Genomic DNA, 25,306 nt, shown 5'->3' with positions numbered 1-25,306 from the left:
GGGTTGGTGTGCCTGGCATGGGTTGGTGTGCCTGGCATGGGTTGGTGTGCCTGGCATGAGTTGGTGTACCAGGCGTGAGTTGGTGTGCCGGGCATCAATTGGTGTGCTGAGCATCAACTGGTGGGCCGGGCATCAACTGGCGGGCGCACGAATTCGCTGACGAATCCGTGCGCGGCGTTGCATGCCCGGCGAGGCGGTTAGGCCTTGCCTGGGAAGGCGACGGTCGGTGGGTTGGCGCCGAGGATGGCTTGCCAGGCGGCCAGGCGCAAGGCGCATTCGGTGAGGGCGTCAACCCCCATCCGGCGCAGGGATTCTGAACTGCCGTTCTCTACGACCGCGCGCCAGGCGACTGCGGTGTCGGTTTCCACCGTGACCGCCAAGTTCGCCGCAGGGATCGGATCGTTCACCGGGAACGGCGTGGTGTAGGCCGCGTCCGGCGGCGGCACCGCGACTCCGGCGGCCTTCAACGCATCGATGGTGGTGTCGCGGCGGGCACGGTGGGCGGCGGTGTCCTGTGCGACCAAGCGGGTTCGCTCGGCGGAGGCGTAGGCCGCGATCACGCCGTAGGTGTACACCGCCGCGTATTCGGCGCGCAACGCGTCGAGCAGGGCTTGGCGTTCGGCTTCGGTCATGCGCGCACCCCTGTCTGGGTGTGTTGAGCCGTGCGCATCGCATGGCGTACAGGTTGGGTCGAGGTGGCACGAATCATGCCAGCAACACCCCCGCCTGCGCCGCGCACGATGCGCTGATCGAGGCCAATAGCCCCGCGCGATAACCGGATTGGGTGCGAGCAAGATCACCCGCGGACTGCTGCGACTTAGCCAGCCGCGTGCGCAACTCGTCGATGCTCGGCGGCGTGCTGGGCGATACGGATGCGCCCGATGCCGCGGGGGAAGTGCCGGAAGCGGGCGGGGTGACTTCGCGGGTGCGGTGGGTCGGAGTGGTGCCGTCACCGTAAACGCCGATCACACGGTTGATTTCGGCGCGCAGCGCATCCGCGTGTGCGGTGCGTTGGTCCGCGATCACGGTCAATTCGGCATGTCGCTGCGGCGTCACCGCGATCGCCGCCGTCGCGGCCGCGGCATCGGCGCGGGCCAGGATCTCTTGTGCGGCAAGCGGATCGGGCTGATACACCGTCTTATCTGTACATCCGGCCACCGCGCCGACGGCTAGCACACCCACGGTGGTGCCGCCGGCCAGCCGCAGTGCGGTGCGGCGGTCGAGGATGCCGGTGCGACCGCCGCCGGCGCTGCCGTGCTGGGATTGATGCCGGTCGATGGGGATGCCGGAAGTGCACCCGGCGCGCGGCGGGGCGGGGAGGCGGATTGGCACGGCACCATCGTGCCAGATTCGCGTGGCACGGCCGACCGAGCGTCTGCCGTGCGGTCGGCGCGACGCCCGCCGCGCCGCGTCGCGGGCGCGTGGCCAGGAAACTTGCTCGAGGCCGCTGGTCCTTTACACTCTCGAGGCGCGTTACGCTAGATCTCCGGTAGAGAAATTTCCCGCCGTCTGACAACTGAACCAGGAGCCGCCCCACATGCCCATGCCGACCGAGGAAAGGGTGAGCCAGCTCGTTGCTGGACTCGTCGAGCGCCGAGGATTCGACCTCGAGGGTGTCGAGATCTCGACGGCGGGCAAGCATGTGGATGCCCAGGTTCGGGTGAAGGTGATCGTCGACAGCGATGCCGCTTCCGATCTCGACACCATTGCCGACCTGAGCACCGAACTCTCCGAAGCCCTCGACAACGCGGGCGATTTCGGCGAGACGCCCTATCTGCTGGAAGTGACCACCCCCGGCATCGACCGCCCGCTCACCGCCGATCGCCACTGGCGTCGCGCCCAGGGGCGCAAGGTGCGGATCAAACTACGGACCGGCGCGCCATCGCCGGATCCGAAGTCATCGGACAAGTTCGAGGCCAGGGTCGGTGTGCTCACCGAAGACACGGTGGCGCTGGTGCTCGGCGGGAAGAACAAGCCGCACCGGGTGACGATTCCGCTGACCGATATCGCAGAGGCTGTCGTGCAGGTGGAATTCAACCCACCCGGCGCGCGGGAACTGGAACTCGCGGGCGGAGTCGCGCCCGGCCGTCCGCGGCCGGGCCAAGAGGAAGCGGTGGACCCCACCGTCGATGTCCGAGGAACAACCGATGTACCAACCGAATCATTAGAAGCGTCCGATTCGCCGACCGAAGGGATCGTGGAATGAACATCGAAATCGAAGCCCTGCGCGCGATTGTCGCCGATAAAGGGATCTCGATCGAGACCGTGATCTCCGCGATCGAGTCGGCCCTGCTCACGGCCTACCGCCACACCGAGGGCCACCAGCCCAACGCGCGCATCGATATCAACCAGAAGACCGGCGTAGTCCGGGTGATGGCGCGCGAACTCGACGCCGACGGCAATGTCATCTCCGAATGGGACGACACCCCAGAGGGTTTCGGCCGGATCGCGGCGACCACCGCGCGCCAGGTGGTGCTGCAGCGGCTGCGTGATGCCGAGAACGAGAAGTCCTTCGGCGAATTCTCCACCCATGAGGGCGACATCGTCGGCGGTGTGGTGCAGCGCGATGCCCGCGCCAATGCCCGCGGCACCGTCGTGGTGCGCATCGGCAGCGAACTGCACGGCACCGAGGGGTTGATCCCGTCCGCCGAGCAGGTGCCCGGCGAGAGTTATGAGCACGGCGACCGGATCAAGTGTTACGTCGTCGGTGTCTCCCGTGGCGCGCGGGGCCCGCAGATCACTCTCTCGCGCACCCATCCGAATCTGGTGCGCCGACTGTTCGCACTCGAGGTGCCCGAGATCGCCGATGGTTCGGTGGAGATCGTCGCGGTCGCCCGCGAGGCCGGACACCGCTCCAAGATCGCGGTGCGCACCACCGTGCCCGGTGTCAATGCCAAGGGCGCGTGCATCGGCCCGATGGGTCAGCGCGTGCGCAATGTGATGAGCGAACTGGCGGGGGAGAAGATCGACATCATCGATTTCGCGGATGATCCGGCGACCTTCGTCGGGAATGCACTCTCGCCCTCGAAAGTTGTATCGGTCACGATCGTGGATCCCGAAGCCCGCGCCGCTCGCGTGGTCGTCCCCGACTTCCAGCTCTCGCTCGCGATCGGTAAGGAAGGGCAGAACGCCAGGTTAGCGGCCCGCCTGACCGGTTGGCGGATCGATATCCGCAGCGATGCCACCCCGGATGCGGGCAGTGGCAGTGTGCGGACGGAGGCACATCGGAGTTGACCGATTCCCGCGAATCGAGCCCATCGGATGACAGGTTCGTAACTTCGACGGGGGCGGGGTTCGGTGTTCCGAGCGGGACAGCGGTAGAGTGGTCTCAGGTTCAACGCGAGCCTTCGGTTCCTTTGTTCGAACGCACAACCGAGCAAGTCCCGGCGCACCGACGCCGAGCGGCTCCGGTGCGGACGTGTATCGGGTGTCGGAAGCACGAGTTGGCCGTCGATCTGTTACGGATCGTGGCGCAGGACTGTGAGACCGGTGACGGTTCCGAGGTTGTTGCGATAGTTCCCGATCCGTGGCGCAGACTTCCCGGACGGGGTGCCTGGCTGCACCCCGTTTCGGTTTGTTTGCGCACTGCAGAACGACGCCGAGCATTCGGCAGAGCACTACGAGTGTCCGGACAACTGGATATCTCAGCCCTGGAGAAGTACCTCGAGAACAGGCACGAGCACTCATGAGCACACCGTGAAGCACCAACGATGAACGTCCATCGGAGATAACCCGAGGTCGTGCGGGCCCGCCTTACCTAGGCGGAGGCACTGCTCGACCTCTCAGTGAGGAGAGCAGTGGCAGGCAAGGCCCGCGTGCACGAGTTGGCTAAAGAACTCGGTGTCACGAGCAAAGAACTACTCGCAACGCTCAAGGAGCAGGGCGAGTTCGTGAAGTCGGCGTCCTCGACGGTGGAAGCACCCGTCGCACGTCGACTGCGCGAGTCGGTGGCAGGCAAGTCCGCCCCGGCGAACGGCGCAGCGAAGTCCGGGGCGCGCCCGGGTTCCGCACCGTCGAGCACTCCGGCCGCGAAACCCGCCGCAGGCGGCGGTCCGCGTCCTGGTCCACGTACCCCGCAGACCCCGCAGCCCGCGCAGACCGCGCAGGCGGCAACCCCGACGGCTGCTCCGGCCGCCCGTGAGACGGTCGCTCCGGCAGCTCGCGATACAGCGGCTCCGGCTGCCCGTCCGTCCGATGCGGCCCGGCCCGCCCCGGCCGCGCGTCCCGGTCCGGCGGCCAAGCCCGCCCCACGGGACACCGCCCCGGTCCAGGAGACCCCGGCGGCTCCGGCCGCCAAGGCCGCCCCGGCGCCGGGCGCTCCGACTCAGGGTGGACCGCGTCCGACTCCGGGTGGCGCACGTCCCGGTCAGCAGCAGCGGTCCGGCGCACCGACGCAGGGCGGCCCACGCCCCGGCGGTCCGAAGCCGGGTCCGAAGACACCGCGCGTCGGCAATAACCCCTTCTCTTCCGCACCCGATCGTGAGCGTCCCGCGCCGCGTCCGGCCCCCAGCCAGGGTGGACCCCGCCCGGGTCCCGGCCAGGGTCCGCGTCCGGGTCCGGCCCAGGGCGGCCCCCGCCCGGGTGGCACTCAGGGCGAGCGGCGTCCGTCTCCGGGCCAGGGCGGTCCGCGTCCCGGTGGGCCGCGGCCGAGCCCCGGCTCGATGCCGCCGCGCCCGAACCCCGGTGCCATGCCCGCGCGTTCGGCCCGTCCGGGTCCGGGCGGCGGTGCCGGTGCGGGCCGTCCGGGTCGTCCCGGCGGTGCCCCCGGTGGTGGCGGTCGTCCCGGTGGCGGCGGTGGCGGTGGCTACCGCGGCGGCCAGGGTGGCGGCGGCACGGGTGCGCCCGGTGCCGGTGCCGGTGCTCCCGCGGCCGGTGGTTTCCGTGGTCGTCCCGGTGGCGGCGGTGGCCGTCCCGGTGGTCCCGGTGGCCGCGGCGGTGCGGCCGGTGCGTTCGGACGTCCCGGTGGCGCCCCGCGTCGTGGCCGTAAGTCGAAGCGGGCAAAGCGCGCAGAATACGAAAGCATGCAAGCGCCCGCCATCGGCGGCGTGCGGCTGCCGCGCGGCAACGGCGAGATCATCCGACTCGCCCGCGGCGCCTCCCTGTCGGACTTCGCGGAGAAGATCGATGCGAACCCGGCTGCCTTGGTGCAAGCCCTGTTCAACCTCGGTGAGATGGTCACCGCGACCCAATCGGTGAACGACGAGACCCTCGAGCTGCTCGGCAGCGAGATGAACTACGTCGTGCATGTGGTCAGCCCCGAGGACGAGGACCGCGAGCTGCTGGAATCGTTCGACCTGACCTACGGTGAGGACGAGGGCGGCGAAGAGGATCTCGAGCAGCGTCCGCCGGTGGTGACCGTCATGGGTCACGTCGACCACGGTAAGACCCGACTGCTCGACACGATCCGTAAGGCCAACGTCCGTGAGGGCGAGGCCGGTGGCATTACCCAGCACATCGGCGCCTACCAGGTGCTCACCCATCTGGGCGATAACGACCGGCTCATCACCTTCATCGACACCCCGGGTCACGAGGCGTTCACCGCCATGCGTGCCCGTGGTGCGAAGGCCACCGATATCGCGATCCTGGTGGTCGCCGCCGACGACGGCGTCATGCCGCAGACGGTGGAGGCGATCAACCACGCGCAGGCGGCCGATGTGCCGATCGTGGTCGCGGTCAACAAGATTGACAAGGAAGGCGCGAACCCGGACAAGATCCGGCAGCAGCTGACCGAATACAACCTTGTTGCCGAGGAATACGGTGGCGACACCATGTTCGTCGACATCTCCGCCAAGCAGGGCACCAATATCGAGCAGCTGCTCGAGGCCGTGCTGCTGACTGCGGACGCGGCGCTGGACCTGCGGGCCAACCCGGATATGGACGCGCAGGGTGTTGCCATCGAGGCGCACCTCGACCGCGGCCGTGGTCCGGTGGCGACCGTGCTGATCCAGCGCGGCACGCTGCGGGTCGGCGACTCGATCGTCGCCGGCGATGCCTACGGTCGTGTCCGCCGCATGGTCGACGAGCACGGCGACGATGTCGCCGCGGCGCTGCCGTCGCGGCCCGTTCAGGTCATCGGCTTCACGTCGGTACCCGGCGCGGGTGACAACCTGCTCGTCGTCGATGAGGACCGGATCGCTCGCCAGATCGCCGACCGGCGCAATGCGCGCAAACGCAACGCACTGGCCGCACGCACTCGCAAGCGGATCAGCCTGGAAGATCTGGATGCCGCGCTGAAGGAGACTTCGGAGCTCAACCTGATCCTCAAGGGCGACAACTCCGGTACCGTCGAGGCCCTCGAGGAGGCGCTGCTCGGTATCGAGATCGACGACGAGGTGCGCCTGCGGGTCATCGACCGCGGTGTCGGTGGTGTCACCGAGACCAACGTCAACCTGGCGTCGGCGTCGAACGCGATCATCATCGGGTTCAACGTTCGGGCCGAGGGCAAGGCGACCGAGCTGGCCAACCGCGAAGGTGTGGACATCCGGTACTACTCGGTGATCTACCAGGCCATCGACGAGATCGAGAAGGCCCTCAAGGGCATGCTCAAGCCGATCTACGAAGAGGTCGAGCTGGGCCGGGCGGAGATCCGCGCGATCTTCCGTTCGTCGAAGATCGGCAATATCGCTGGCTGCATGGTCACCTCGGGTTCGGTCAAGCGCAACGCCAAGGCGCGCCTGCTCCGCGACAACGTGGTGGTCGCGGAGACGGTCACGATCTCCACCTTGAAGCGGGAGAAGGACGACGTCACCGAGGTCCGCGAGGGCTTCGAATGCGGTATGACGTTGACCTACAACGATATCAAGGAAGGCGACGTGATCGAGGCCTACGAGCTGCGCGAGAAGCCGCGCGACTGAGATTGTGCGTCGGTGGTCCGGCCCAGCAACACCGGGCCGGACCACCGAGACAGTCTTTTCGTAGGCACCGAAACAGGAGGCTTGGGTGTACCTGGGTGCACTGGAGTTCGACGTCCTGCTCGGAGATGTGCACTCGCTGAAGCAGAAGCGTTCGGTGATTCGGCCCGTGCTGGCCGAATTGCAGCGCTTCGGCGTGAGTGCCGCCGAGGGTGGGGAACAAGACCGCCACCGTCGCTCATTGCTCGGAGTTGCCATGGTCAGTTCCGGTATGGATCACCTGACCGAGGTACTCGACAGATGTGAGCGTCACGTCGCGGCTCGTCCGGAGTTAGAGTTGCTGGCAGTGCGCCGCAGGATCTTCGGACCCGAAGACTGATCCGCGGCGGGAACGACGGGCTCGGAGGCGGTAGCTTGCGTAACCACGCAGGGCCCCGGTCCCGCCCGCAAAATGAACACAGCAGTAGTGAGGAGGGTTCAGCCATGGTGGATCAAGCCAGGGCACGCCGACTCGCCAAGCGGATTTCCGCGATCGTGGCGACCGCGATCGAGTACGAGGTGAAGGATCCGCGTCTGAATTTCGTGACCGTTACCGATGCGAAGGTCACCGGCGATCTACGCGAGGCGACGGTGTACTACACGGTGATGGGCGAAACCCTCGACGTGGAACCGGATTACGCGGCCGCGGCCGCCGGTCTGGAGAAGGCGAAGGGTGTGCTGCGCTCGAAGGTGGGCGCAGGCACCGGCGTGAAATTCACCCCGACGTTGGCGTTCGTGCTGGACAAGGTGCCCGATGCGGCACGGGATATGGAAGAGCTACTGGCCAGGGCGCGGGCCGCCGACGACGCGGTCGCCAAGGTGGCGGCGACCGCTACCCACGCCGGCGAAGCCGACCCGTACAAGGTCGAACGCGAATCCGACGAGTGACGTGCGGTAGACCATGACGACGATGCCCGTCGACCCGGGTAGGGGGGTCGCTGTCGATCCGGTCGATTTCGGACCGGCCGTTGCGGCATTGAGCGCGGCCCGTTCGGTCACCATCCTGTGTCATGTGCAGCCCGATGCCGACACTATCGGCAGTGGGCTCGCCCTGGCATTGGTGTTGCATCGGCGCGGTATCCCGGTATGGGTGTCGTTCGCCGAACCCGCCGAACTGCCCGCCACGATGCGGACGCTGCCCGGTGTGCATTATCTGGTGCCGCCCGCGGATGTACCCGCCGAGGTGGATCTGCTGGTTTCCGTGGACTGTGGCAGTGCCGGTCGGCTTGGTGCGCTTGCCGATCGATTGGCCGGGGCCGCAACGACTTTGGTGTTCGACCATCACCGCTCCAACACCCGGTTCGGGACGATCAATGTGATCGATGCGAGCGCGGAATCGACGACGAGTCTGATCGCGCGGCTGCTCGATACCTGGCAGGAGCCGATCGATGCCGAAGTGGCACATTGCCTTTACGCCGGTTTGGTTACCGATACCGGATCCTTCCGCTGGGTGCGGCCCGGCACCCATCACCTGGCCGAACGGCTGTTGGCCACCGGCATCGACGGTGCCGAAATCACCCGTTCGCTGATGGATACGCATCCGTTCGGCTGGTTGCCGATGTTGTCGCGGGTGCTCGGCTCGGCTCGGTTGGAGCCGCAGGCCGGGGGTGGGACCGGACTGGTGTATGCCATTGTGCGGCGCGAGGATGTCGATGGTGTGCGCTCGGAAGAGGTGGAGAGTGTGGTCGATATCGTCCGCACCACCTCCGAGGCCGGGGTCGCCGCGGTGTTCAAGGAGTCTCGCACGATTCCGGATCGGTGGACGGTTTCGCTGCGGTCGCGCGACAGCGCGCCGGGCGCGCAGGATGGTGTGGATGTGGCTACTGTCGCAACGTCTTTGGGCGGTGGTGGGCATCGGTTCGCGGCCGGGTACACGACCAACGGCACGTCCGAATCGGTCGTCGCGGCTCTGTTGGCTGAACTCGGGTGAGTTCGGAGGTCAGCGAGGTCGCGTCGGATCAGATCGGCGCGGTGGGGCCGCGAAGGATTCTCGGACTCGCCTTACCGACCTTGGGTGTGCTGGTGGCCGAGCCCATCTATCTGCTGTTCGACCTGGCTGTGGTGGGTCGGCTCGGGGCATTGGCATTGGCCGGGCTCGCGGTCGGCGGATTGATTCTGGCGCAGGTCAGTTCCCAGCTGACGTTCCTGTCGTATGGGACGACGGCGCGGGCGGCGCGGCGGCACGGAGCGGGGGATGAGCGCGGTGCGATCGGGGAAGGTGTGCAGGCGACCTGGGTCGCCGTGATCGTCGGGACGCTGGTTCTTGTTGTGGGGCAGGCGATTGCGGTTCCGCTGACCAATGTGATCGCGGGTGGTGGGGATATCGCGGGGGAGGCGTTGGGCTGGGTGCGGATCGCGTTGTTCGGGGTGCCGCTGATTCTGATCGCCATGGCGGGTAACGGGTGGTTGCGCGGGGTGCAGGAGACACGTCGGCCGCTACTGTTCGTTGTCGCGGGACTGCTGGTTTCGGGAGTGTTGTGCCCGACGCTGGTGCACGGGTTACTGGGTGCGCCGCGGCTGGAGTTGGCCGGTTCGGCGGTCGCCAACGCGGTGGGCCAGTTCGTGACGGCCGGGCTGTTCCTGACCGCGCTGGTGCGCGCACGTGTTCCGCTGACTCCGCACTGGTCGGTGATGCGGGCGCAACTGGTACTCGGTCGCGATCTGATCGCCCGCAGCCTCGCCTTCCAAGCCAGCTTCGTCTCGGCCGCGGCCGTCGCCTCCCGATTCGGTGCGGCATCGGTGGCCGCACACCAGCTGGTCCTGCAGCTCTGGAATTTCCTCGCGCTGACTCTGGACTCGCTGGCCATCGCCGCCCAAACGCTGGTCGGTGCGGCACTCGGCGCGGGCGACGCCACCGGTGCGCGCGGTCTGGCGCGCCGCATCACCCGCTGGTCGGGCGGATTCGCGCTGGTGCTGGCGGCGGCCTTCGCGGCAGGCGCCACCGTCATCCCCGAACTCTTCACCGACGATCCGGCCGTCCTCGACCGCACCCACGTTGCCTGGTGGTTCTTCGTCGCCATCATCCCGATCGCAGGCATTGTCTTCGCCCTCGACGGCGTCCTCCTCGGTGCGGGCGACGCCGCCTACCTCCGCAATACCACGCTCGGCGCCGCGCTCCTCGGCTTCCTCCCCGCCATCTGGCTCTCCCTCGTCTTCGACTGGGGCATAGCAGGCATCTGGACCGGCCTCGTAGCCTTCATGCTCCTACGCCTTATCGCCGTAGTCTGGCGCGCGGAATCCGGCCGCTGGGCCCGAGTCGGCACGGAAATCCCGCGCGTCAAGGCTTAGCTCGTGCACGGTTTCGCATGCCGCGCAGGTTTTCGGGGCGAACTCCGCGCTCGGCGGACGGCAGGTCGTCAGTGGGGTCGGTGAAGAACCACGCATCATGCTCGACGGGCGGCCAACCCTTAGCGGTGCCTGCGGACGACCACTCCCACCGGGTGAATCTGGGTGCGGTGGTGCGGCACGTGGTCAGCGGTGTCGGTGAACGACCACGCCTGCCGGGCGGACCGAGCGTCCGGAGACAGTCAGGCCGGTTTGGACGACGGATGCCACCGTGCGATCCAGGGCTGGATCGTCGATCTTCGCAACGTCCGCCGCTTCCATGGTGAGTGAGTCGAAGGCGTCGCCACGCTGTGGGGTGACCAGTGTGCCGCCGCGGCCGACGATGAGCCGTTCGATGCGGGTGGCGATGGCTTCGAATGCTGCACGCTCGCGCGGGGATTCGGCGGTCGTGGCGCACGCGGTGGTGTCGGTATGGAGAGCGAAGAGTTCCACGACGAGCGGGAGGTCGGCGCCAGCGCGATCCCGGCGGTCGCGTGCCTTGGCCTCGTCGGCCAGGCGATCGATAGTGGTGGCTTGGCGGGCGATGACTCGGGTGAGGTCTTCGATACGTTCCGTTAGTTGGGCGAGCGGGTCGGTGTGTTCGAGCTGTGGCGGGTGGGAGTTCGCCGGGTAATCGGTCTGCGGCGCGATCGGGGTCTCGACCTGCCGCGCGGCGAGGGTGGTCGGGTCCTCGGGGTGCGGCGCGACGGGGTCGGTCATGCTCGCACTTTAACGCGAGTTCGCGGGGGAGCATCGATTGTTTTGGGCGGCATCGGGATCCGCTGTCGGTAACTGGGCTGGTGTCGGAGCTGGCTGCTACCATCGCGTCTCATGGGGGTCTACGGCATCGACCTTGGTACGACGAATTCGGCGATCGCGCGGATAGACGCCGATGGTCGGCCCGAAGTCATGATCGGTTTGAACGGCGAGGCGACGGTGCCGTCGGTAGTCTTGTTCGCGTCGGCGTTCGATCATCTGGTGGGCGAGGGTGCTCGGCGGCAGGCCCGCCTCGATCCGGAGCATGTGTGCGCACTGGTGAAACGGCGGATGGGCGATAAGGATTGGCGTTTCGCCGCGCACGGACAAACTTGGTCCGCGCCCGCGGTTTCGGCGCTGATCCTGAAAAGCCTTGCCGCGGATGCCGAATTCAGCGGTGCGGAGCCGGTGAAACGCGCGGTCATCACCGTACCCGCCTACTTCGGTGATGAGGAGCGGCGCGCGACCATCCAGGCGGGCACGTATGCGGGCTTCGATGTCGCCGGTGTGCTCTCCGAGCCGATTGCTGCGGCGCTCTCCTATGGGTTCGGCAGACTCGACGGCAGTGTGGACGTCGGCGAGCCGGGCCTGCGCGAGACCGTTCTCGTCTACGACCTGGGCGGCGGCACCTTCGACGCCACCGTCATCGAACTCGCCGACCGCCGCATTTCGGTGCTCGCGGTCGAGGGTGATCACCAACTCGGCGGCGCTGACTGGGATGAACGCATCGCGCTGTATCTTTCGCAGAAGTTCTGTGAGGCGAATCCGGATGCCGAAGACCCGCTGGACGATTCGGCGGGTTCGCAGATGGTGGTGCTGGCCGCCGAACGTGCCAAGCGCGAGCTGACCGATGCCGAGCGCACCGACGTGGTGATCGCCCACGACGGCGCCCGCGCGGTGATCCCGCTGACACGCGACGAAGTCGACGCGATGACCGCCTCACTCATGCGCCGCACCATCGACCTGACCCGCGACTGCCTGGCTGCGGCGAGCAAGCGCGGCGTCGCATCCGTCGACCGCCTGCTGCTCGTCGGCGGCTCCTCGCGCATGCCGATGGTGGAGCGCGAATTGCGCAAGGAGCTCGGCCTCGCCGGCGAACTGCGCGATCCCGACCTCTCGGTGGCGCGCGGCGCGGCGCTCTACGGCGAAAAGCTGGAGATGGAACGTCTCGTCCTCGCCGACCTCACCACGCGCGGCCGACTGCGCGATGGCGCGCATATCGAGGACGCCGCCCCAGCCGATCTGGACCAAGCGATCGCCCGCGTCGCCGCTTCCTTCGGACAGCCGGTCGGGCTGGTACGTCGGATGCTCGAAATCCAGGTCGATACCGTTGTCGCGCGCGGTTTCGGTGTGCTCGCGCTCGACTACAAGTCCGGGCTGGCGGCGACCTGGTTGGTGCATCGCAATTCGACTCTGCCGGTGAAGGTGCGTCGTTCCTTCGGTACCGTGCGCGCGGATCAGGACGAGATCGCGCTGACCATCGTGGAACAGCAGGGCCAGGCGGCATCGGCGCGACCCGAGGATACGAAGGTGCTGGTGGAAGGCCGCATTCGCGGCATCCCCGCAGGCTATCCCGAGGGCAGCGAGGTGCGGGTTACCTTCGAGATGGGCTTCGACGGCGTCCTGCGCGTCACCTGCCACCACATCGACGCCGATATTCCATTGGTCCTGACCGCTCAGACCGGCGCGACCCTGTCGCAAGCGGATGTGGCGCGCGAACTCGATCAGGTCCAGCGCACCCGCCGCCGCGACAGCTGAGCCGGGACCATGGAGGCGTTCAACCCGAACGACTATCGCAAGCGGGTACTCGCTGATGTCGAGCGCCGCGGCGGGCTCGAGGAATCGGATCCGTTCGAGCTCTACGACATTCCGCTGGACGAGGCGGAGTCGCTGAGCGATGCCGAGATCGCCGCGCGGGTCGAGGAGGTCTGGGGTTTCTGGCAGCGCCAGCGTGATCATCCGAAATACCGGGTGCTCGTGGGTCTGCTGGTCGATGAGCATCCCAAGCTGTCTCGGGTGCTGCTGGATTCGGCGGTGCGTCGCGTGGAAGCGGGGCGGATCCGGGAGATGCGCGAGCGGCGGGATGCGGACCGCTACGAGATGCTCGATGCGGCGATCTCGCGATTGGTACAGCGGCACGGTGGGGTTCCGGCCCGGAAGGTGCCCGGGCTGGAGGAGATCGGCGCGATGGGTGGGCTCAGTGCCGGCGAGGTCGCGACTCGATTGCGCAGGCATCGGGTCATCGAGGATGCTCCCACGCCCGTCGGAGTTCTCACCGACCAACGCAGACAACAGATTCGGCAGTTGCTCAGCGAATGGGAACGGCTCATCGACGGTGATCCGACGCCGACGCTTTTCGCGTTGCTGCGGGTGGATCCGGCGAAAGCCGGTCAGACCCAGGAGATTCGATTGCGCGCCGAGGCTTTGCGCGCGCGGTCCCGCGAGCTGCCACCCGGACGTGTCCGAGTTGTGTTGGACGAGTTGCTGATTCACATCCAGGATGTACTCGAATCGGACGAGGCGACGCTGCGGGAATATCTGCGGTCAGTGGCCGAGGATGTCGCCAAGGAATTGCGACCGAAGGTCAGAGCGGCGGTGCTGGTCGAGGACCAACTCGTCGGCGACGACTTCCAATACCTGCTCGACGAGGCGATGCGGTTGGGTCTCGATCGGTCCGACGCCACCCGGTTGCTCACCGAGATTACCGCGGAACTCGGTGCACGAGTGGCAAATTCGCCGCCTATAGCGGTGCCGCAACACATATCGCAACCACCTGCGCCCAGAAACTGGGAAGCACCGCTCAAGGCTGCTCGGGCGGCGCTGCGCGGGGGACGGCCACACGAAGCCGCGCGGCATGTCGAGGAGGCGCACCGGCTGGTCGGCCCCGATGGGGAAGGGCTCACGCCGATTCGTTCGGTATCCGATGAGGTCGAGCGGGTACTGAACCAGGCGCAGGCCCACTGGCGCGAGGCGACGGCCGCGCGTGCGGCAAAGCGGTATTTCGAGGCGCTGCCGCATCTGGAACAGGTGCGTCGCACCGCGTCCGATCTGTTGCCGCTGAACCAGGTGCCCAGTATCGACCAGTTGCTGTCCGAAGCCCGGGACGCGATCGCCGAAGCGGACCGGCTCTTCGCCGAGGCACAAGCCGGACCGGCCGATGCCAGAATGCGCGGACTGCTCGCCGCGGTCGAGGTATGCACCGATCACGGCGGTGTGCTCGCTGCGCTCGCGGAGTCGCCGATCGAGGCTCCGCAGCGGGTCGAGGCCACCCGATTGGCGAATGGGTCGGTGCTCGTGGCGTGGTCGCCGACATCGACGGATAACGTCGCATATCGGGTGACCAGATTGCAGCCGGACGGATCCTGGCGTGTGCTCGGCCGCACACAGGCGACCGAACTCGAGGACGGTGGTGCACCCACCGTGGGGCACCCGGTGTACGCGGTGGCCGCTGCCGTCGCGGGCAGGTACTCCGAGATCACCCGATCCGATACCGGCCCGGTCGCGAAACCGCAAGGCAGACAAGAACAATCGCAGGTCGATCCGTCGCCGAGTGGCATCCCGGCCGTGACCGGACTGGCCGATCAAGCGGGGCTACTGGTCTTCACTTGGCCCACCGGCGTCACCGAAGTCATGGCCGTCGTGCGGCCCGACCAACCGCCGACCACCCCGGACGACCCCCAGGCCCGCTCCTGGAAGGTCACCAATATGCGGTACGAAATCGACGGCGGCGTCCGGATCCCATCCGATATCCCGCGACCGTGTCACGTCGCCATCGCATCCTGTCGCCGCGAACCGAACGGAAAGCTCACGGTCGCCGCGGTTTTCGCACCGACTGCGCGGATCCGCTGGCTCGGATAGCCGAGGTCGGTCCGCGTGCCGTGGATACCGAGACGCAGTGAATCTGCTGCCGGACCGTCGGGACCTCGATAATGCCGCGTGCGGTCCGCGCCGTCGATTGGTGTGATTCCGGATTCGCATTCGGGATATCCGCCGCGGCACCGCATCCGACGACCACACCGACATGCACGGCCACAGTGCGGTGCTCAGGCACATCGACACACGCCGGCTCAACGACATGCTCGGCGGTGACGATGCACTGGGCCATGCCAGCGGGTGCGTCCGTAGTGACGTGGTCGGTCACGAGGGCACATTCGGTCACAGCGGCGCTGCGCCGGACCACGTGAGCATGCTCAGCCAGGGCAGTGTGGATGGCCCCGCCGACATGGACGGCCGCAGTGCCGTGGCCGGCCGCGAGCACACGTTCGGCCGTGGTGACATGCTCGAGGGTGCATTCGGCAGTGACGATGCCCAGAGCCACACCAACGCACTGAGCCCCACCAACGCCCAGGGCCCCACCAACGCCCAGGGCCACACCAACGCACGGGGCCACCAGGAACCGTTCGGGCATGGCGACCACGGTCACGGGTCCGACCGCGCGCAATGGCTGTTGCTCGCGCCGGTCGCCGCGCTCTTGCTCATCGCACCACCCGCGCTGGGCGCGGGCGCGGCGGTAACCAGTTCGCCCGTTCAAGTCGTGCCGCGCGACGTCGCCGCTGAGCAGCCGGAACTGTGGGCTTTTCCGCCGCTGCCTGCCGAGCCCGCGCCGCGCTTGCCGATCGTGGATCTGGTGGATCGGGCGCTTCAGGACTCCAGTCACTCGCTGGACGGTCGTGAGGTCACGATCAGTGGGTTCATTATTCGGCCCGAAGATCTCGAGCAGCAGCATCCGGATGCGCCCGATGCGGATCTCGCGCGGGTGGTCATCACCTGCTGTGTCGCTGACGCGCGGTATGTACTGGTGCACCTGTCGGGCATGCCGGAGGTGGTCGAGGACGATGCCTGGCTAGAGGTCCGGGGTGTCGTCGAAACCGGTAGCGCCCAGCGGGATCCGGATCACACGCCCACCCTCGCCGTCACCGACTACCAGCGGATCGAGGCTCCGGACCGGCCGTACGAACGCGGCCGTTAGCGCCATGATCATCGAGCCGAACGGCGGCAACGCGAACGGATATGCCAATGTAGGTGTGGTGATACCCAAGTTGATGGCGGTGAGCGACATCCATGTCGGGCACCAGGGGAATCGTCCGGTCGTCGAGCAGATTCGGGCGGATTCGCCCGAGGACTGGCTCATCGTGGCCGGGGACGTCGGGGAGAAGTCCGACGATATTCGCTGGGCGCTGGAGCTGTTGCGCGGCCGCTTCGCCAAGGTGATCTGGGTGCCGGGCAACCACGAATTGTGGACCACGGCGAAGGATCCGGTGCAGATGCACGGTGTCGCGCGCTACGACTACCTGGTGTCGATCTGCCGAGACCTCGATGTCATCACACCGGAGGATCCGTTCCCAGTGTGGACCGGCGCGGGGTCGGAGCAGTACGGCGGTCAGGTGACGCTGGTTCCGATGTTCCTGCTCTACGACTATTCGTTCCTGCCCAAGGGCACCAAAACGAAGGCCGAGGGGCTCGCCCTGGCCCGGGAACGAAATGTGGTGGCCACCGACGAATTCCTGCTGTCACCGGATCCTTACCTGACCCGGGATGCCTGGTGTCACGCCCGCGTCCAAGTCACCAAACGGAAGCTCGACGCGCTGCCACCCGAAACGCCGATCGTGATGATCAATCACTTCCCGCTGGTCCGCCAGCCCACCGAGGTGCTGTGGTACCCGGAATTCGCGCTCTGGTGCGGCACCGATCTGACCGCCGACTGGCACACCAGCTATAACGTGGTCTGCTCGGTCTACGGCCACCTGCACATCCCGCGCACCTCCTACTACGACGGCGTGCGCTTCGAAGAGGTGTCGCTCGGCTACCCCCGCGAATGGCAGCGCCGCGGACTGCCGGACCAGTTGCTGCGTCAAATCCTCCCGACTCCGGATTACCCGCCGGGCTCGCTGAACAAGTGGGGCGGCCACTTCGAGGTCACTCCCGAGATGGAGGCCGCAGCCGCTGAGATGCGCGCCAAAGCCGAGCGTCGTCGCGGCGTTTGACCCTGTCCGGCATAGCGGCGGCAATTTGATTCGCGGGGCAACTACTGATTTGGTGTGTACATGGGTAACTCGTCGGGTACGGGCAAATTCACTTGCCCCCTGACCGCCGGACGCCGACGCTGCTCGCGTGGCACACGAGTCTGGCCCGAAGGTGCGGGGAGGCGGACGAGCTGATCGAGAAAATTCTTCCCGCCGGCGTGGCTTCGGCAGAACTCTTGGAGTATCCGGAGGATCTGCGACCGCATCCGGCCGAGGCGCACCTCATCGAGAAGTCGGTGGACAAGCGCCGCCGGGACTTCATCGGTGCTCGGCACTGCGCCCGGCTGGCGTTGGCGGAACTGGGTGAGGCGCCGGTCGCGATCGGCAAGGGTGAGCGGGGTGCGCCGGTGTGGCCGCGTGGCATCGTCGGCAGCCTGACGCACTGTGACGGCTACCGGGCGGCGGCCTTGGGCCACAAACTGCGGTTCCGCTCGATCGGTATCGACGCCGAACCGCACGGCACCCTGCCCGAGGGCGTGCTGGATTCGGTGAGCCTGCCCCCCGAGCGGGACTGGTTGGCGCGGGTCGACCGTTCCGGCCTGCACCTGGACCGTCTGCTGTTCTGTGCGAAGGAAGCCACCTACAAGGCGTGGTGGCCACTGACCGCGCGCTGGCTCGGCTTCGAGGACGCCCACATCACCTTCACCATCGACGAAAGCTCCGACGGCGCGGGTTCGGGCACCTTCCACAGCCAGATCCTGGTACCCGGACAGGTCACCGACGGTGGCGCGCCGCTGATTTCCTTCGACGGCCGCTGGATGATCGGCGACGGACTCATCTTGACCGCGATCGTGCACGACTGATGGCCGACGCGCGGATCGACGCACTCGGTGGTCTGCTGATCGTCGACAAGGACGGCGGCTGGACCAGCCACGACGTCGTCGCGAAATGTCGAAAACTATTGCGCACCAAGAAGATCGGACATGCCGGCACACTCGATCCGATGGCCACCGGCGTACTGGTGCTCGGTGTCGAACGCGCCACCAAATTGCTCGGCCTGCTCACCCTGACCACCAAGGCCTATACCGCGACCATCCGGCTCGGCCAGGCCACCACCACCGACGATGCCGAGGGTGAAGTGCTCTCGACCGCATCGGCCACCCATCTTGCCGACGCCGAAATCGCCTCGCACACCGCGAAATTGACCGGCGATATCGAGCAGGTGCCTGCCACGGTCAGTGCCATCAAGGTGAATGGCGAACGCGCCTATGCCCGGCATCGGGCCGGTGAAGAGGTGCAGCTGGCCGCTCGCCCGGTGACCGTCTCGCGCTTCGATATCCTTGCCCGCCGGGATATTTCGGCGTTCGTCGATCTGGACGTGGTCGTCGAATGTTCGTCCGGCACCTACATTCGTGCCCTTGCGCGCGATCTGGGCGCCGCACTCGGCGTCGGTGGCCATCTGACCGCGTTGCGGCGCACCAGGGTCGGCCCGTTTACCCTCGAGCACGCCAGAACCCTCGACGAATTGGCCGAATCCGAGGAAGCACCGCTGAGTCTGGATATCGACGACGCCATCCGAACCGCGTTCCCACACCGCGATATCGATGACAAACAGGCCGATGACCTGCGCAACGGTCGCTGGCTCGAGCCGGTCGGCATATCCGGCGTCTACGCCGCCATCGACCCGTTCGGGCGCGCCATCGCGCTATTGCAGGAGAGCGGTAATCGCGCGGCCTCGGTCATGGTCGTGCGTCCGTCGAATCTCTAACCGCGCCAAGCGGCTCCAGCGCGCCGAGCAGCGCGCCGACGCAGATATCGCGGAGTTCGACGCGGGTGCAGGTGCGGTTTTCCAGCCAGTCGACCGATAGCACCCGGACAAAAGTCAGCCAGCTCATCAGCACCGATGAGGTGAGCTCGCGGAGTTGGCCTTCGACGCCCATGCTGTCGAGCAGACGCACCCGGAGTTCGCCGAGTTCGCCCGAGATGATCGCCTGGATCGTCGGATCGCCCGCGAGCAGGCGGTTGGCGGCCACCACCGTATTGGCATTGGCCTCGAAATAGTCGAAGTGCTCGTCGAGTCCGGCCGCCAGCTGTTCGGGCAGCGGGGTTTCGGTATCGAGTTTCGTCGCGACCAGCAGGCGATCCGCGGCCAGCTGGTAGACGCCCGCGAAGAGATCGCGTTTGGTCGGGAAGTGGCGGTAGAGCAGGGCGCGCGAAACACCGGCCGCAGCCGCGACATCCTCCATCAGCACCGCATCGTAGGCGCGTTCGGCGAACAGTTTCGCGCCCGCTTCCAGCAGCAGTCGACGGCGTTCGTCGGGGGCGAGGCGGCGGCGGGTCACCTCTGCAAGCCTAGTTGACGTTTGTCTACTAAGAGTCGTAGGGTCGATCTTAGTAGACATACGTCTACTAGTGAAGGGAGGAATTCATGACCGTGGCACTCAAATGGCTGTCCATGGCGATGGGCGTTGTCATCGTTGGTATCGGCATATTCCACATGGCCGCCGGAATCGACGGCATCCCCGATATGGGATCCTCCGGCGTCACCGCCGACAGTCAGACTCGCTTCTTCGGCGGCATCTTCCTCGGCTACGGCCTCGCCTGGATCTGGGCAGCCCGCCAAAATCCGATCTCCGCACTCGCGGTGCGCTGGCTCGCCGGAATCTTCCTACTGAGCGGCATCGCCCGCTTGATCTCGGTCGCCGTCTACGGCTGGCCGCACTGGTTCCAAATCGTCCTAACCGCAATAGAATTCGCCCTCCCTCCGATCTTCTTCTGGCTAGCCGCCGCCCAGGAAAAGCGCACCGCCTTCACCGCTGACCGCGTGCCCGCCGCTGGCTGACCCATGTCGCATATCGGATGACTACCTCGCACAGGGTGTGCCCTATGTGAGGTAGTCGGTGGCTATGTGTCAACTGGCAGGCGATCCGTACACGGGGCGCGGTAGACAGTGCGACGAAGGGAAGTGGGCAACTCGAATCCCTGATCCGCCATGTCGGCGCTGGGCTGATCGACGAGCCCGCCGAATCACTGCTTGCGGCGGCGGAGACCTGTCGCCATCCGATTCCGTGCGCTGCTGAATTTCCTGTCGCGCTGACCGATTCGACTCGGCGACATTTCTATGGGGCTTGACCTGTGGTAACTCCGAGCCCAACGGCGCGATAGGGGGATATCGGCGTTTGTTCTTGCCGCGGACGCGGTGGCCGCGGCGGCGTGCGGTGGTGACAACTAGTCACCACCGGCACGCGAGTCAGTCGCTGAGCCAGATGGCTTCGGCGGCGGGGCGGCCGAGATCGATGGTGCGGTCCCCGATGCGAATCGCGATGGTGCCCGCGAAGTCTCGGCGTTCCACCACGACGATCGGTGTATCGAGGGCGATGCCGACCGAATCGAAGTAGCGCAACATATCCGGATCGGCATCGGAAATCCGTGCGACATGGCCGGATTCGCCCGCGCGGAAATCGCTGAGCTGGCGGGCGGGTGGCGTCGGCACCGCGCCGTCGACCGAGGGAATGGGATCGCCGTGCGGATCCCGGTCCGGATAGCCGAGTTTCGCGTCGATGCGCGCCATCAGCAACTCCGAAACCGCGTGCTCGAGCACCTCGGCCTCATCGTGCACCTCATCCCAGCCGTAGCCGAGTTCGTTGACGAGGAACGTCTCGATCAGCCGATGCCGGCGCACCATGGCGACCGCCGCGCGGCGTCCGTGTTCGGTGAGGGTGATGGAGCCGTACCGAGCGTGTTCGACAAGGCCTTGATCGGCGAGCTTACGTACCGCCTCGGAGACAGTGGAAGCCGAGACGCCGATCCGTTCGGCGAGCAGTTTCGTCGAGACCTTTTCCTGTGACCATTCCTGAGCGGTCCAGATCACTTTCAAATAGTCCTGGGCGACCGAGGTGAGCTCCGGCGCAATCGTCGCGGTGCTGCCGTGGGGGCCTGGGGTCTCGGTCGGCTGCGCTGCGGTGTCGGCCAGCTCGCGTCGGGTTGCGATGTCTCGTTTACCGGGCACATCTTCGAGCTTATGCATAGGACTCCCGATTCACACATTTAGACACTTGAACACTCGGTGCCGTTGTCCGACAGCCTCGATCCTGCTTGCGGATCCCTCGGTTTCGGCTGGTCCGGGCCGCTCTCGGGGCCGTCGGTGCTCGGTCGGCCTCACCGTGCGAACCCGATGCGGGCGGCTGGTGTTTCGACGAGTTCGAGCGCGATCACACCGTTGCTGTCGTCACCCGCCTGAACCAGCAATTCACCCCATGTACACACAGGCCTCTGGCCCGGAGGGCGGATGGACACCTCCGAATACTGTTCCCCCCGCATTTTGCGTAGGCTGCGGACTGTGCAGAGATGGCGAAGCCTCGATGACGTACCCGCGGACTGGGGGCGGTGCGTACTCACGATCGGCGTATTCGACGGTGTGCATCGCGGCCATGCGCAGCTGATCAGCAGGGCCGTGAAGTCCGCTGCCGCACGGGGAGTTCCGGCAGTGTTGATGACCTTCGATCCGCACCCGATGGAAGTGGTGCGCCCGGGCTCGCATCCGGCGCAGTTGACCACGCTGACCCGGCGTGCGGAATTGGCCGAGGAACTGGGCGTCGACGTGTTCTGCGTCATGCCCTTCACCCAAGAATTCATGAAGCTGACCCCGGCGAGTTACGTACACGATCTGCTGGTCGAGCGGCTACATGTGACCGAGGTCGTGGTCGGTGACAACTTCACCTTCGGTAAGAAGGCCGCGGGCACCATCGAGACCATGCGCGAGCTGGGTGGGCGCTTCGGCTTCGAGGTCGACGGCGTGAGACTGCTCGTCGAGCATGCGGTCACCTTCTCCTCCACCTACATCCGCGCCTGCGTCGACGCGGGTGATATGGCCGCGGCCGCCGAGGCGCTCGGTCGTCCGCACCGGGTGGAGGGTGTGGTCGTGCACGGCGACGGCCGCGGCCGCGAGCTCGGCTTCCCGACCGCGAATATCGCGCCGCCCATGTATGCCGCCATTCCGGCCGACGGCGTATACGCGGGCTGGTTCACCGTGCTCGGTCCCGGCCCTACCATCGGCACCGTGACACCGGGGGAGCGCGCGATGGCCGCGATCTCTATCGGCACCAACCCGACCTTCTCCGGGCGCGCCCGCACCGTCGAGGCCTACGTACTCGACAGTGAGGCCGATCTGTATGGCCAGCACGTCGCGGTGGATTTCGTCGAGCATCTGCGCGGTATGCGCAAATTCGATTCCATCGACGAACTCCTCGAGGCGATGGCCCGCGACGTCGAGAACTCCCGCAAGGTCCTCACCGCCGCCGACTCCTGACCGGATTCGGTTCGGCGCGGGGGTGTCGGGTAAGGTGGCTCCTCGGGTTTGCTGCGGTCCGCGGTGGCGCCCACCGGGTAACCGGAATCCTCGAGCGCGGAACTGAGATATAGGAGTGGATGCCCCATGGCGCTGACCACCGAGCAGAAGTCGGCCATTCTGGCCGAGTACGGCGTGCACGAGAAGGACACCGGTTCCCCGGAGGCGCAGATCGCGCTGCTGTCCAAGCGGATCGCCGACATCACCGAGCACCTGAAGAAGCACAAGCACGACCACCACACCCGCCACGGCCTGATGGCGCTGATCGGTCGTCGCAAGCGCCTGTCGAAGTACCTCGCCGACAAGGACATCCACCGCTACCGTTCGCTGATCGAGCGCCTGGGTCTGCGTCGCTGATCCTTCGACACACCGGCTACCTCGGGTAGTCGACAGACCGGCCAACGGGGAGAAGTACAATCTCCCCGTTGGCTATATGTGTATGAGGGGTTATTCACACCCTGTTTGCACGACAACATTGCACAGCCGTATGCACCCGCCTGCGTGGCGTCGGTCTTCGGTAGTGGCCTCCCGGCAGGCGAGCAGTCGCCGGCGGGCTTCGATCGATGACCGCCTCCGCGTCGCCGTTTCCAAGGGGATCCGGCCGGGTGCGCGCGTCGCAGCCAGGAGGGTTGCCGCGCGTCCTGATCCGGGACGGCTGACGACAGCTGGATCGCGCCTTCCTGGCGCTCGATCCAGCGAAGACGAGAGGTTGAGAGCAGAAAAATGTCCGAAACAGCTACATCATCGGCCATCGAGGTCGAACCCGGTGTGTTCGAATCCGTCGCGCTGATCGATAACGGCACCTACGGAACCCGCACCGTCCGCTTCGAGACCGGCCGTCTGGCCCGCCAGGCCGCCGGTTCGGTCGTCGCCTACCTGGACGACGAGACCATGCTGCTGTCCGCGACCACCGCGGGCAAGCACCCCAAGGATCAGTTCGACTTCTTCCCGCTGACGGTCGATGTCGAAGAGCGCATGTACGCCGCGGGCCGCATCCCGGGTTCGTTCTTCCGCCGGGAGGGCCGCCCCTCCACCGATGCGATCCTGACCTGCCGCCTGATCGACCGTCCGCTGCGTCCGTCCTTCGTCGACGGCCTGCGCAACGAGATCCAGGTCGTGGTCACCGTGCTGAGCCTGGACCCGAACGATCTGTACGACGTCGTGGCCATCAACGCCGCATCCGCGTCCACCCAGATCTCGGGCCTGCCCTTCTCCGGTCCGGTCGGCGGCGTGCGCGTCGCGCTGATCGACGGCCAGTGGGTCGCATTCCCGACCGTCGAGCAGCTCGAGGGCGCGGTCTTCGACATGGTCGTCGCGGGCCGGGTCGTGGAATCCGGTGACGTGGCCATCATGATGGTCGAGGCCGAGGCCACCGATAAGGTCATCGCGCTGGTCGCCGACGGTGCGCAGGCGCCGACCGAGGCCGTAGTGGCGCAGGGCCTCGAGGCCGCCAAGCCGTTCATCGCCCGGCTGTGCAAGGCGCAGCAGGATCTGGCCTCGCTGGCAGCCAAGCCGACCGAGGAGTTCCCGCTCTTCCCGCCGTACGAGGCCGATGTCTACGAGGCCGTCGAAGGCACCGCCAAGCGTGAGCTGGGCGAGGCGCTGAGCATTGCCGACAAGCAGGAGCGCGAGGCGAAGATCGACGAGATCAAGCTCGCCGTGCTGGACCGGCTGGCCGACGACTTCACCGGTCGCGAGAAGGAACTGGGCGCGGCATTCCGCTCGGTCACCAAGAAGCTGGTGCGCCAGCGCATCCTGTCCGACGGCTTCCGCATCGACGGTCGTGGTCTGGCCGATATCCGTGCCCTGTCCGCCGAGGTCGCCGTGATCCCACGCGCGCACGGTTCGGCGCTGTTCGAGCGTGGCGAGACCCAGATCATGGGTGTCACCACCCTCGACATGGTGAAGATGGCCCAGCAGGTCGACTCGCTCGGCCCGGAGACCTCCAAGCGCTACATGCACCACTACAACTTCCCGCCGTTCTCCACCGGTGAGACCGGTCGCGTCGGTTCGCCGAAGCGTCGCGAGATCGGCCACGGCGCCCTGGCAGAGCGGGCCCTCATGCCGGTTCTCCCGAGCCAGGAAGAGTTCCCCTACGCCATCCGTCAGGTCTCGGAAGCGTTGAGCTCCAACGGTTCCACCTCGATGGGCTCGGTGTGCGCCTCGACCCTGTCGCTGCTGAACGCCGGTGTGCCGCTGAAGGCGCCGGTCGCTGGTATCGCCATGGGCCTGGTGTCGGACACCATCAAGAACGACAAGGGCGAAGACGAGGTCCGCTACGTCGCGCTGACCGACATCCTCGGCGCCGAGGATGCCTTCGGCGACATGGACTTCAAGGTCGCGGGTACCCCGGACTTCGTCACCGCACTGCAGCTCGACACCAAGCTGGACGGCATCCCCTCACAGGTGCTGGCCGGTGCGCTGAGCCAGGCACACGACGCCCGCACCGCCATCCTGGAGGTCATGGCCGAGGCCATCGCCACACCGGACGAGATGAGCCCCTACGCACCGCGCGTCACCGCGATCAAGATCCCGGTAGACAAGATCGGTGAGGTCATCGGCCCGAAGGGCAAGGTGATCAACCAGATCACCGAGGAGACCGGCGCCAATATCTCCATCGAGGACGACGGCACGGTCTACGTCGGTGCGACCAACGGCCCGGCGGCGCAGGCGGCGATCGACCAGATCAACGCCATCGCCAACCCGCAGCTGCCGAAGGTCGGCGAGCGCTTCCTGGGCACGGTCGTCAAGACCACCGCCTTCGGCGCGTTCGTCTCGCTGCTGCCCGGCCGCGACGGTCTGGTGCACATCTCCAAGCTGGGCAACGGCAAGCGCGTGGCCAAGGTCGAGGACGTGGTGAACGTCGGCGACAAGCTGCGCGTGGAGATCGCCGATATCGACAACCGCGGCAAGATCTCGCTGGTGCCGGTCGACGAGAACGCCGACGAGTCCGAGTCGGCGGAAACCGTTGATGCGGGCCAGGCGGAGACCGAGTAGTACTTGTCTCTGTGACGAAGAAGAAGACG

General features: G+C 66.8%; 23 protein-coding genes. 18 read left to right on the top strand and 5 right to left on the bottom strand.

The genetic code is table 11. The features are described from left to right. Positions 1-197: 197 nt before the first annotated feature. Together AB0J47_RS07310 and AB0J47_RS07305 are read right to left on the bottom strand one after the other, a co-directional pair. Positions 198-632: a ferritin-like domain-containing protein gene (locus AB0J47_RS07310; protein ID WP_364341552.1), complete on the bottom strand. Its 435-nt coding sequence runs from the start codon at positions 630-632 to the stop codon at positions 198-200. 73 nt (positions 633-705) lie between these two features. Next, positions 706-1,332 carry a hypothetical protein gene (locus AB0J47_RS07305; protein ID WP_364341550.1) on the bottom strand — a complete coding sequence of 209 codons (627 nt, stop codon included), beginning with the start codon at positions 1,330-1,332 and terminating at the stop codon, positions 706-708. A gap of 205 nt (positions 1,333-1,537) precedes the next feature. Here AB0J47_RS07305 and rimP point away from each other — a divergent pair, with 205 nt between their 5' ends. The 8 genes from rimP to AB0J47_RS07265 all read left to right on the top strand — a co-directional run bounded on the left by rimP (position 1,538) and on the right by AB0J47_RS07265 (position 10,178). Then, positions 1,538-2,206, top strand: coding sequence for a ribosome maturation factor RimP (gene rimP, locus AB0J47_RS07300; protein WP_364341548.1), 669 nt, complete (start codon positions 1,538-1,540; stop codon positions 2,204-2,206). After that, complete coding sequence (gene nusA / locus AB0J47_RS07295) at positions 2,203-3,234, top strand: transcription termination factor NusA (protein ID WP_364341546.1); 1,032 nt, start codon at positions 2,203-2,205, stop codon at positions 3,232-3,234. Before rimP ends, nusA begins: the two co-directional genes overlap by 4 nt. A 176-nt stretch (positions 3,235-3,410) precedes the next feature. Next, the gene (locus AB0J47_RS07290) at positions 3,411-3,689 is read left to right on the top strand and encodes a YlxR family protein (protein ID WP_364341544.1); all 279 of its coding nucleotides are present in this window, start codon (positions 3,411-3,413) and stop codon (positions 3,687-3,689) included. 108 nt (positions 3,690-3,797) lie between these two features. Next, positions 3,798-6,854, top strand: a complete 3,057-nt coding sequence (infB, locus tag AB0J47_RS07285) for a translation initiation factor IF-2 (protein ID WP_364341542.1) — start codon at positions 3,798-3,800, stop codon at positions 6,852-6,854. Between the two features lie 85 nt (positions 6,855-6,939). Beyond that, a complete protein-coding gene (locus AB0J47_RS07280; RefSeq protein ID WP_364341540.1) occupies positions 6,940-7,230 on the top strand; it encodes a DUF503 domain-containing protein in 291 nt (96 codons plus the stop codon). A gap of 104 nt (positions 7,231-7,334) precedes the next feature. Beyond that, positions 7,335-7,778 carry a 30S ribosome-binding factor RbfA gene (gene rbfA / locus AB0J47_RS07275; protein WP_364341538.1) on the top strand — a complete coding sequence of 148 codons (444 nt, stop codon included), beginning with the start codon at positions 7,335-7,337 and terminating at the stop codon, positions 7,776-7,778. A gap of 22 nt (positions 7,779-7,800) precedes the next feature. Then, the gene (locus AB0J47_RS07270) at positions 7,801-8,820 is read left to right on the top strand and encodes a bifunctional oligoribonuclease/PAP phosphatase NrnA (RefSeq protein WP_364341536.1); all 1,020 of its coding nucleotides are present in this window, start codon (positions 7,801-7,803) and stop codon (positions 8,818-8,820) included. A 32-nt stretch (positions 8,821-8,852) separates the two neighbouring features. Continuing rightward, positions 8,853-10,178, top strand: coding sequence for an MATE family efflux transporter (locus AB0J47_RS07265; protein ID WP_364342018.1), 1,326 nt, complete (start codon positions 8,853-8,855; stop codon positions 10,176-10,178). Between the two features lie 183 nt (positions 10,179-10,361). On the opposite strand, the gene grpE is transcribed toward AB0J47_RS07265, so the two are convergent. Further along, the gene (grpE, locus tag AB0J47_RS07260) at positions 10,362-10,934 is read right to left on the bottom strand and encodes a nucleotide exchange factor GrpE (RefSeq protein WP_364341534.1); all 573 of its coding nucleotides are present in this window, start codon (positions 10,932-10,934) and stop codon (positions 10,362-10,364) included. Between the two features lie 111 nt (positions 10,935-11,045). Between grpE and AB0J47_RS07255 the strand changes: the two genes are divergently transcribed. From AB0J47_RS07255 to truB, 6 genes are all read left to right on the top strand, one after another. Further along, positions 11,046-12,728, top strand: a complete 1,683-nt coding sequence (locus tag AB0J47_RS07255; RefSeq protein ID WP_364341532.1) for an Hsp70 family protein — start codon at positions 11,046-11,048, stop codon at positions 12,726-12,728. Positions 12,729-12,737: 9 nt separating this feature from the next. Further along, entirely contained in the window at positions 12,738-14,828 is a 2,091-nt protein-coding gene (locus tag AB0J47_RS07250; protein WP_364341530.1) for an Ig-like domain repeat protein, read from the top strand. Between the two features lie 163 nt (positions 14,829-14,991). Continuing rightward, positions 14,992-15,939: a TIGR03943 family protein gene (locus AB0J47_RS07245; RefSeq protein WP_364341528.1), complete on the top strand. Its 948-nt coding sequence runs from the start codon at positions 14,992-14,994 to the stop codon at positions 15,937-15,939. Between the two features lie 58 nt (positions 15,940-15,997). Continuing rightward, on the top strand, positions 15,998-16,954 hold the full coding sequence (locus AB0J47_RS07240; RefSeq protein ID WP_364342016.1) for a metallophosphoesterase: 957 nt from the start codon (positions 15,998-16,000) through the stop codon (positions 16,952-16,954). Between the two features lie 170 nt (positions 16,955-17,124). Next, positions 17,125-17,796, top strand: a complete 672-nt coding sequence (npt, locus tag AB0J47_RS07235; protein WP_364342014.1) for a 4'-phosphopantetheinyl transferase Npt — start codon at positions 17,125-17,127, stop codon at positions 17,794-17,796. Further along, a complete protein-coding gene (gene truB / locus AB0J47_RS07230; protein ID WP_364341526.1) occupies positions 17,796-18,701 on the top strand; it encodes a tRNA pseudouridine(55) synthase TruB in 906 nt (301 codons plus the stop codon). The genes npt and truB overlap by 1 nt, the downstream gene beginning before the upstream one ends. Here the strand turns inward: truB and AB0J47_RS07225 are convergent. Further along, positions 18,673-19,275: a helix-turn-helix domain-containing protein gene (locus AB0J47_RS07225; protein WP_364341524.1), complete on the bottom strand. Its 603-nt coding sequence runs from the start codon at positions 19,273-19,275 to the stop codon at positions 18,673-18,675. The genes truB and AB0J47_RS07225 overlap by 29 nt on opposite strands. A gap of 86 nt (positions 19,276-19,361) precedes the next feature. Between AB0J47_RS07225 and AB0J47_RS07220 the strand changes: the two genes are divergently transcribed. Further along, positions 19,362-19,775 (top strand): DUF4345 domain-containing protein, encoded by a 414-nt coding sequence (locus AB0J47_RS07220; RefSeq protein WP_364341522.1) that lies wholly within the window; start codon positions 19,362-19,364, stop codon positions 19,773-19,775. A gap of 408 nt (positions 19,776-20,183) precedes the next feature. Here AB0J47_RS07220 and AB0J47_RS07215 read toward each other — a convergent pair whose 3' ends face one another. Next, positions 20,184-20,960: a metal-dependent transcriptional regulator gene (locus tag AB0J47_RS07215; RefSeq protein WP_364341520.1), complete on the bottom strand. Its 777-nt coding sequence runs from the start codon at positions 20,958-20,960 to the stop codon at positions 20,184-20,186. A 312-nt stretch (positions 20,961-21,272) separates the two neighbouring features. Between AB0J47_RS07215 and AB0J47_RS07210 the strand changes: the two genes are divergently transcribed. From AB0J47_RS07210 to AB0J47_RS07200, 3 genes are all read left to right on the top strand, one after another. Beyond that, positions 21,273-22,241 (top strand): bifunctional riboflavin kinase/FAD synthetase, encoded by a 969-nt coding sequence (locus tag AB0J47_RS07210; protein ID WP_364341518.1) that lies wholly within the window; start codon positions 21,273-21,275, stop codon positions 22,239-22,241. A 126-nt stretch (positions 22,242-22,367) separates the two neighbouring features. After that, positions 22,368-22,637 (top strand): 30S ribosomal protein S15, encoded by a 270-nt coding sequence (rpsO, locus tag AB0J47_RS07205; protein WP_327100954.1) that lies wholly within the window; start codon positions 22,368-22,370, stop codon positions 22,635-22,637. Positions 22,638-23,003: 366 nt separating this feature from the next. Further along, positions 23,004-25,277, top strand: a complete 2,274-nt coding sequence (locus tag AB0J47_RS07200) for a polyribonucleotide nucleotidyltransferase (RefSeq protein WP_364341515.1) — start codon at positions 23,004-23,006, stop codon at positions 25,275-25,277. Positions 25,278-25,306 lie beyond the last annotated feature (29 nt).

Origin of the sequence: Nocardia sp. NPDC049737, assembly GCF_040674755.1 — a bacterium.
Lineage (GTDB): Bacteria > Actinomycetota > Actinomycetes > Mycobacteriales > Mycobacteriaceae > Nocardia.
This window is presented reverse-complemented; position numbering and strand designations above follow the sequence as displayed.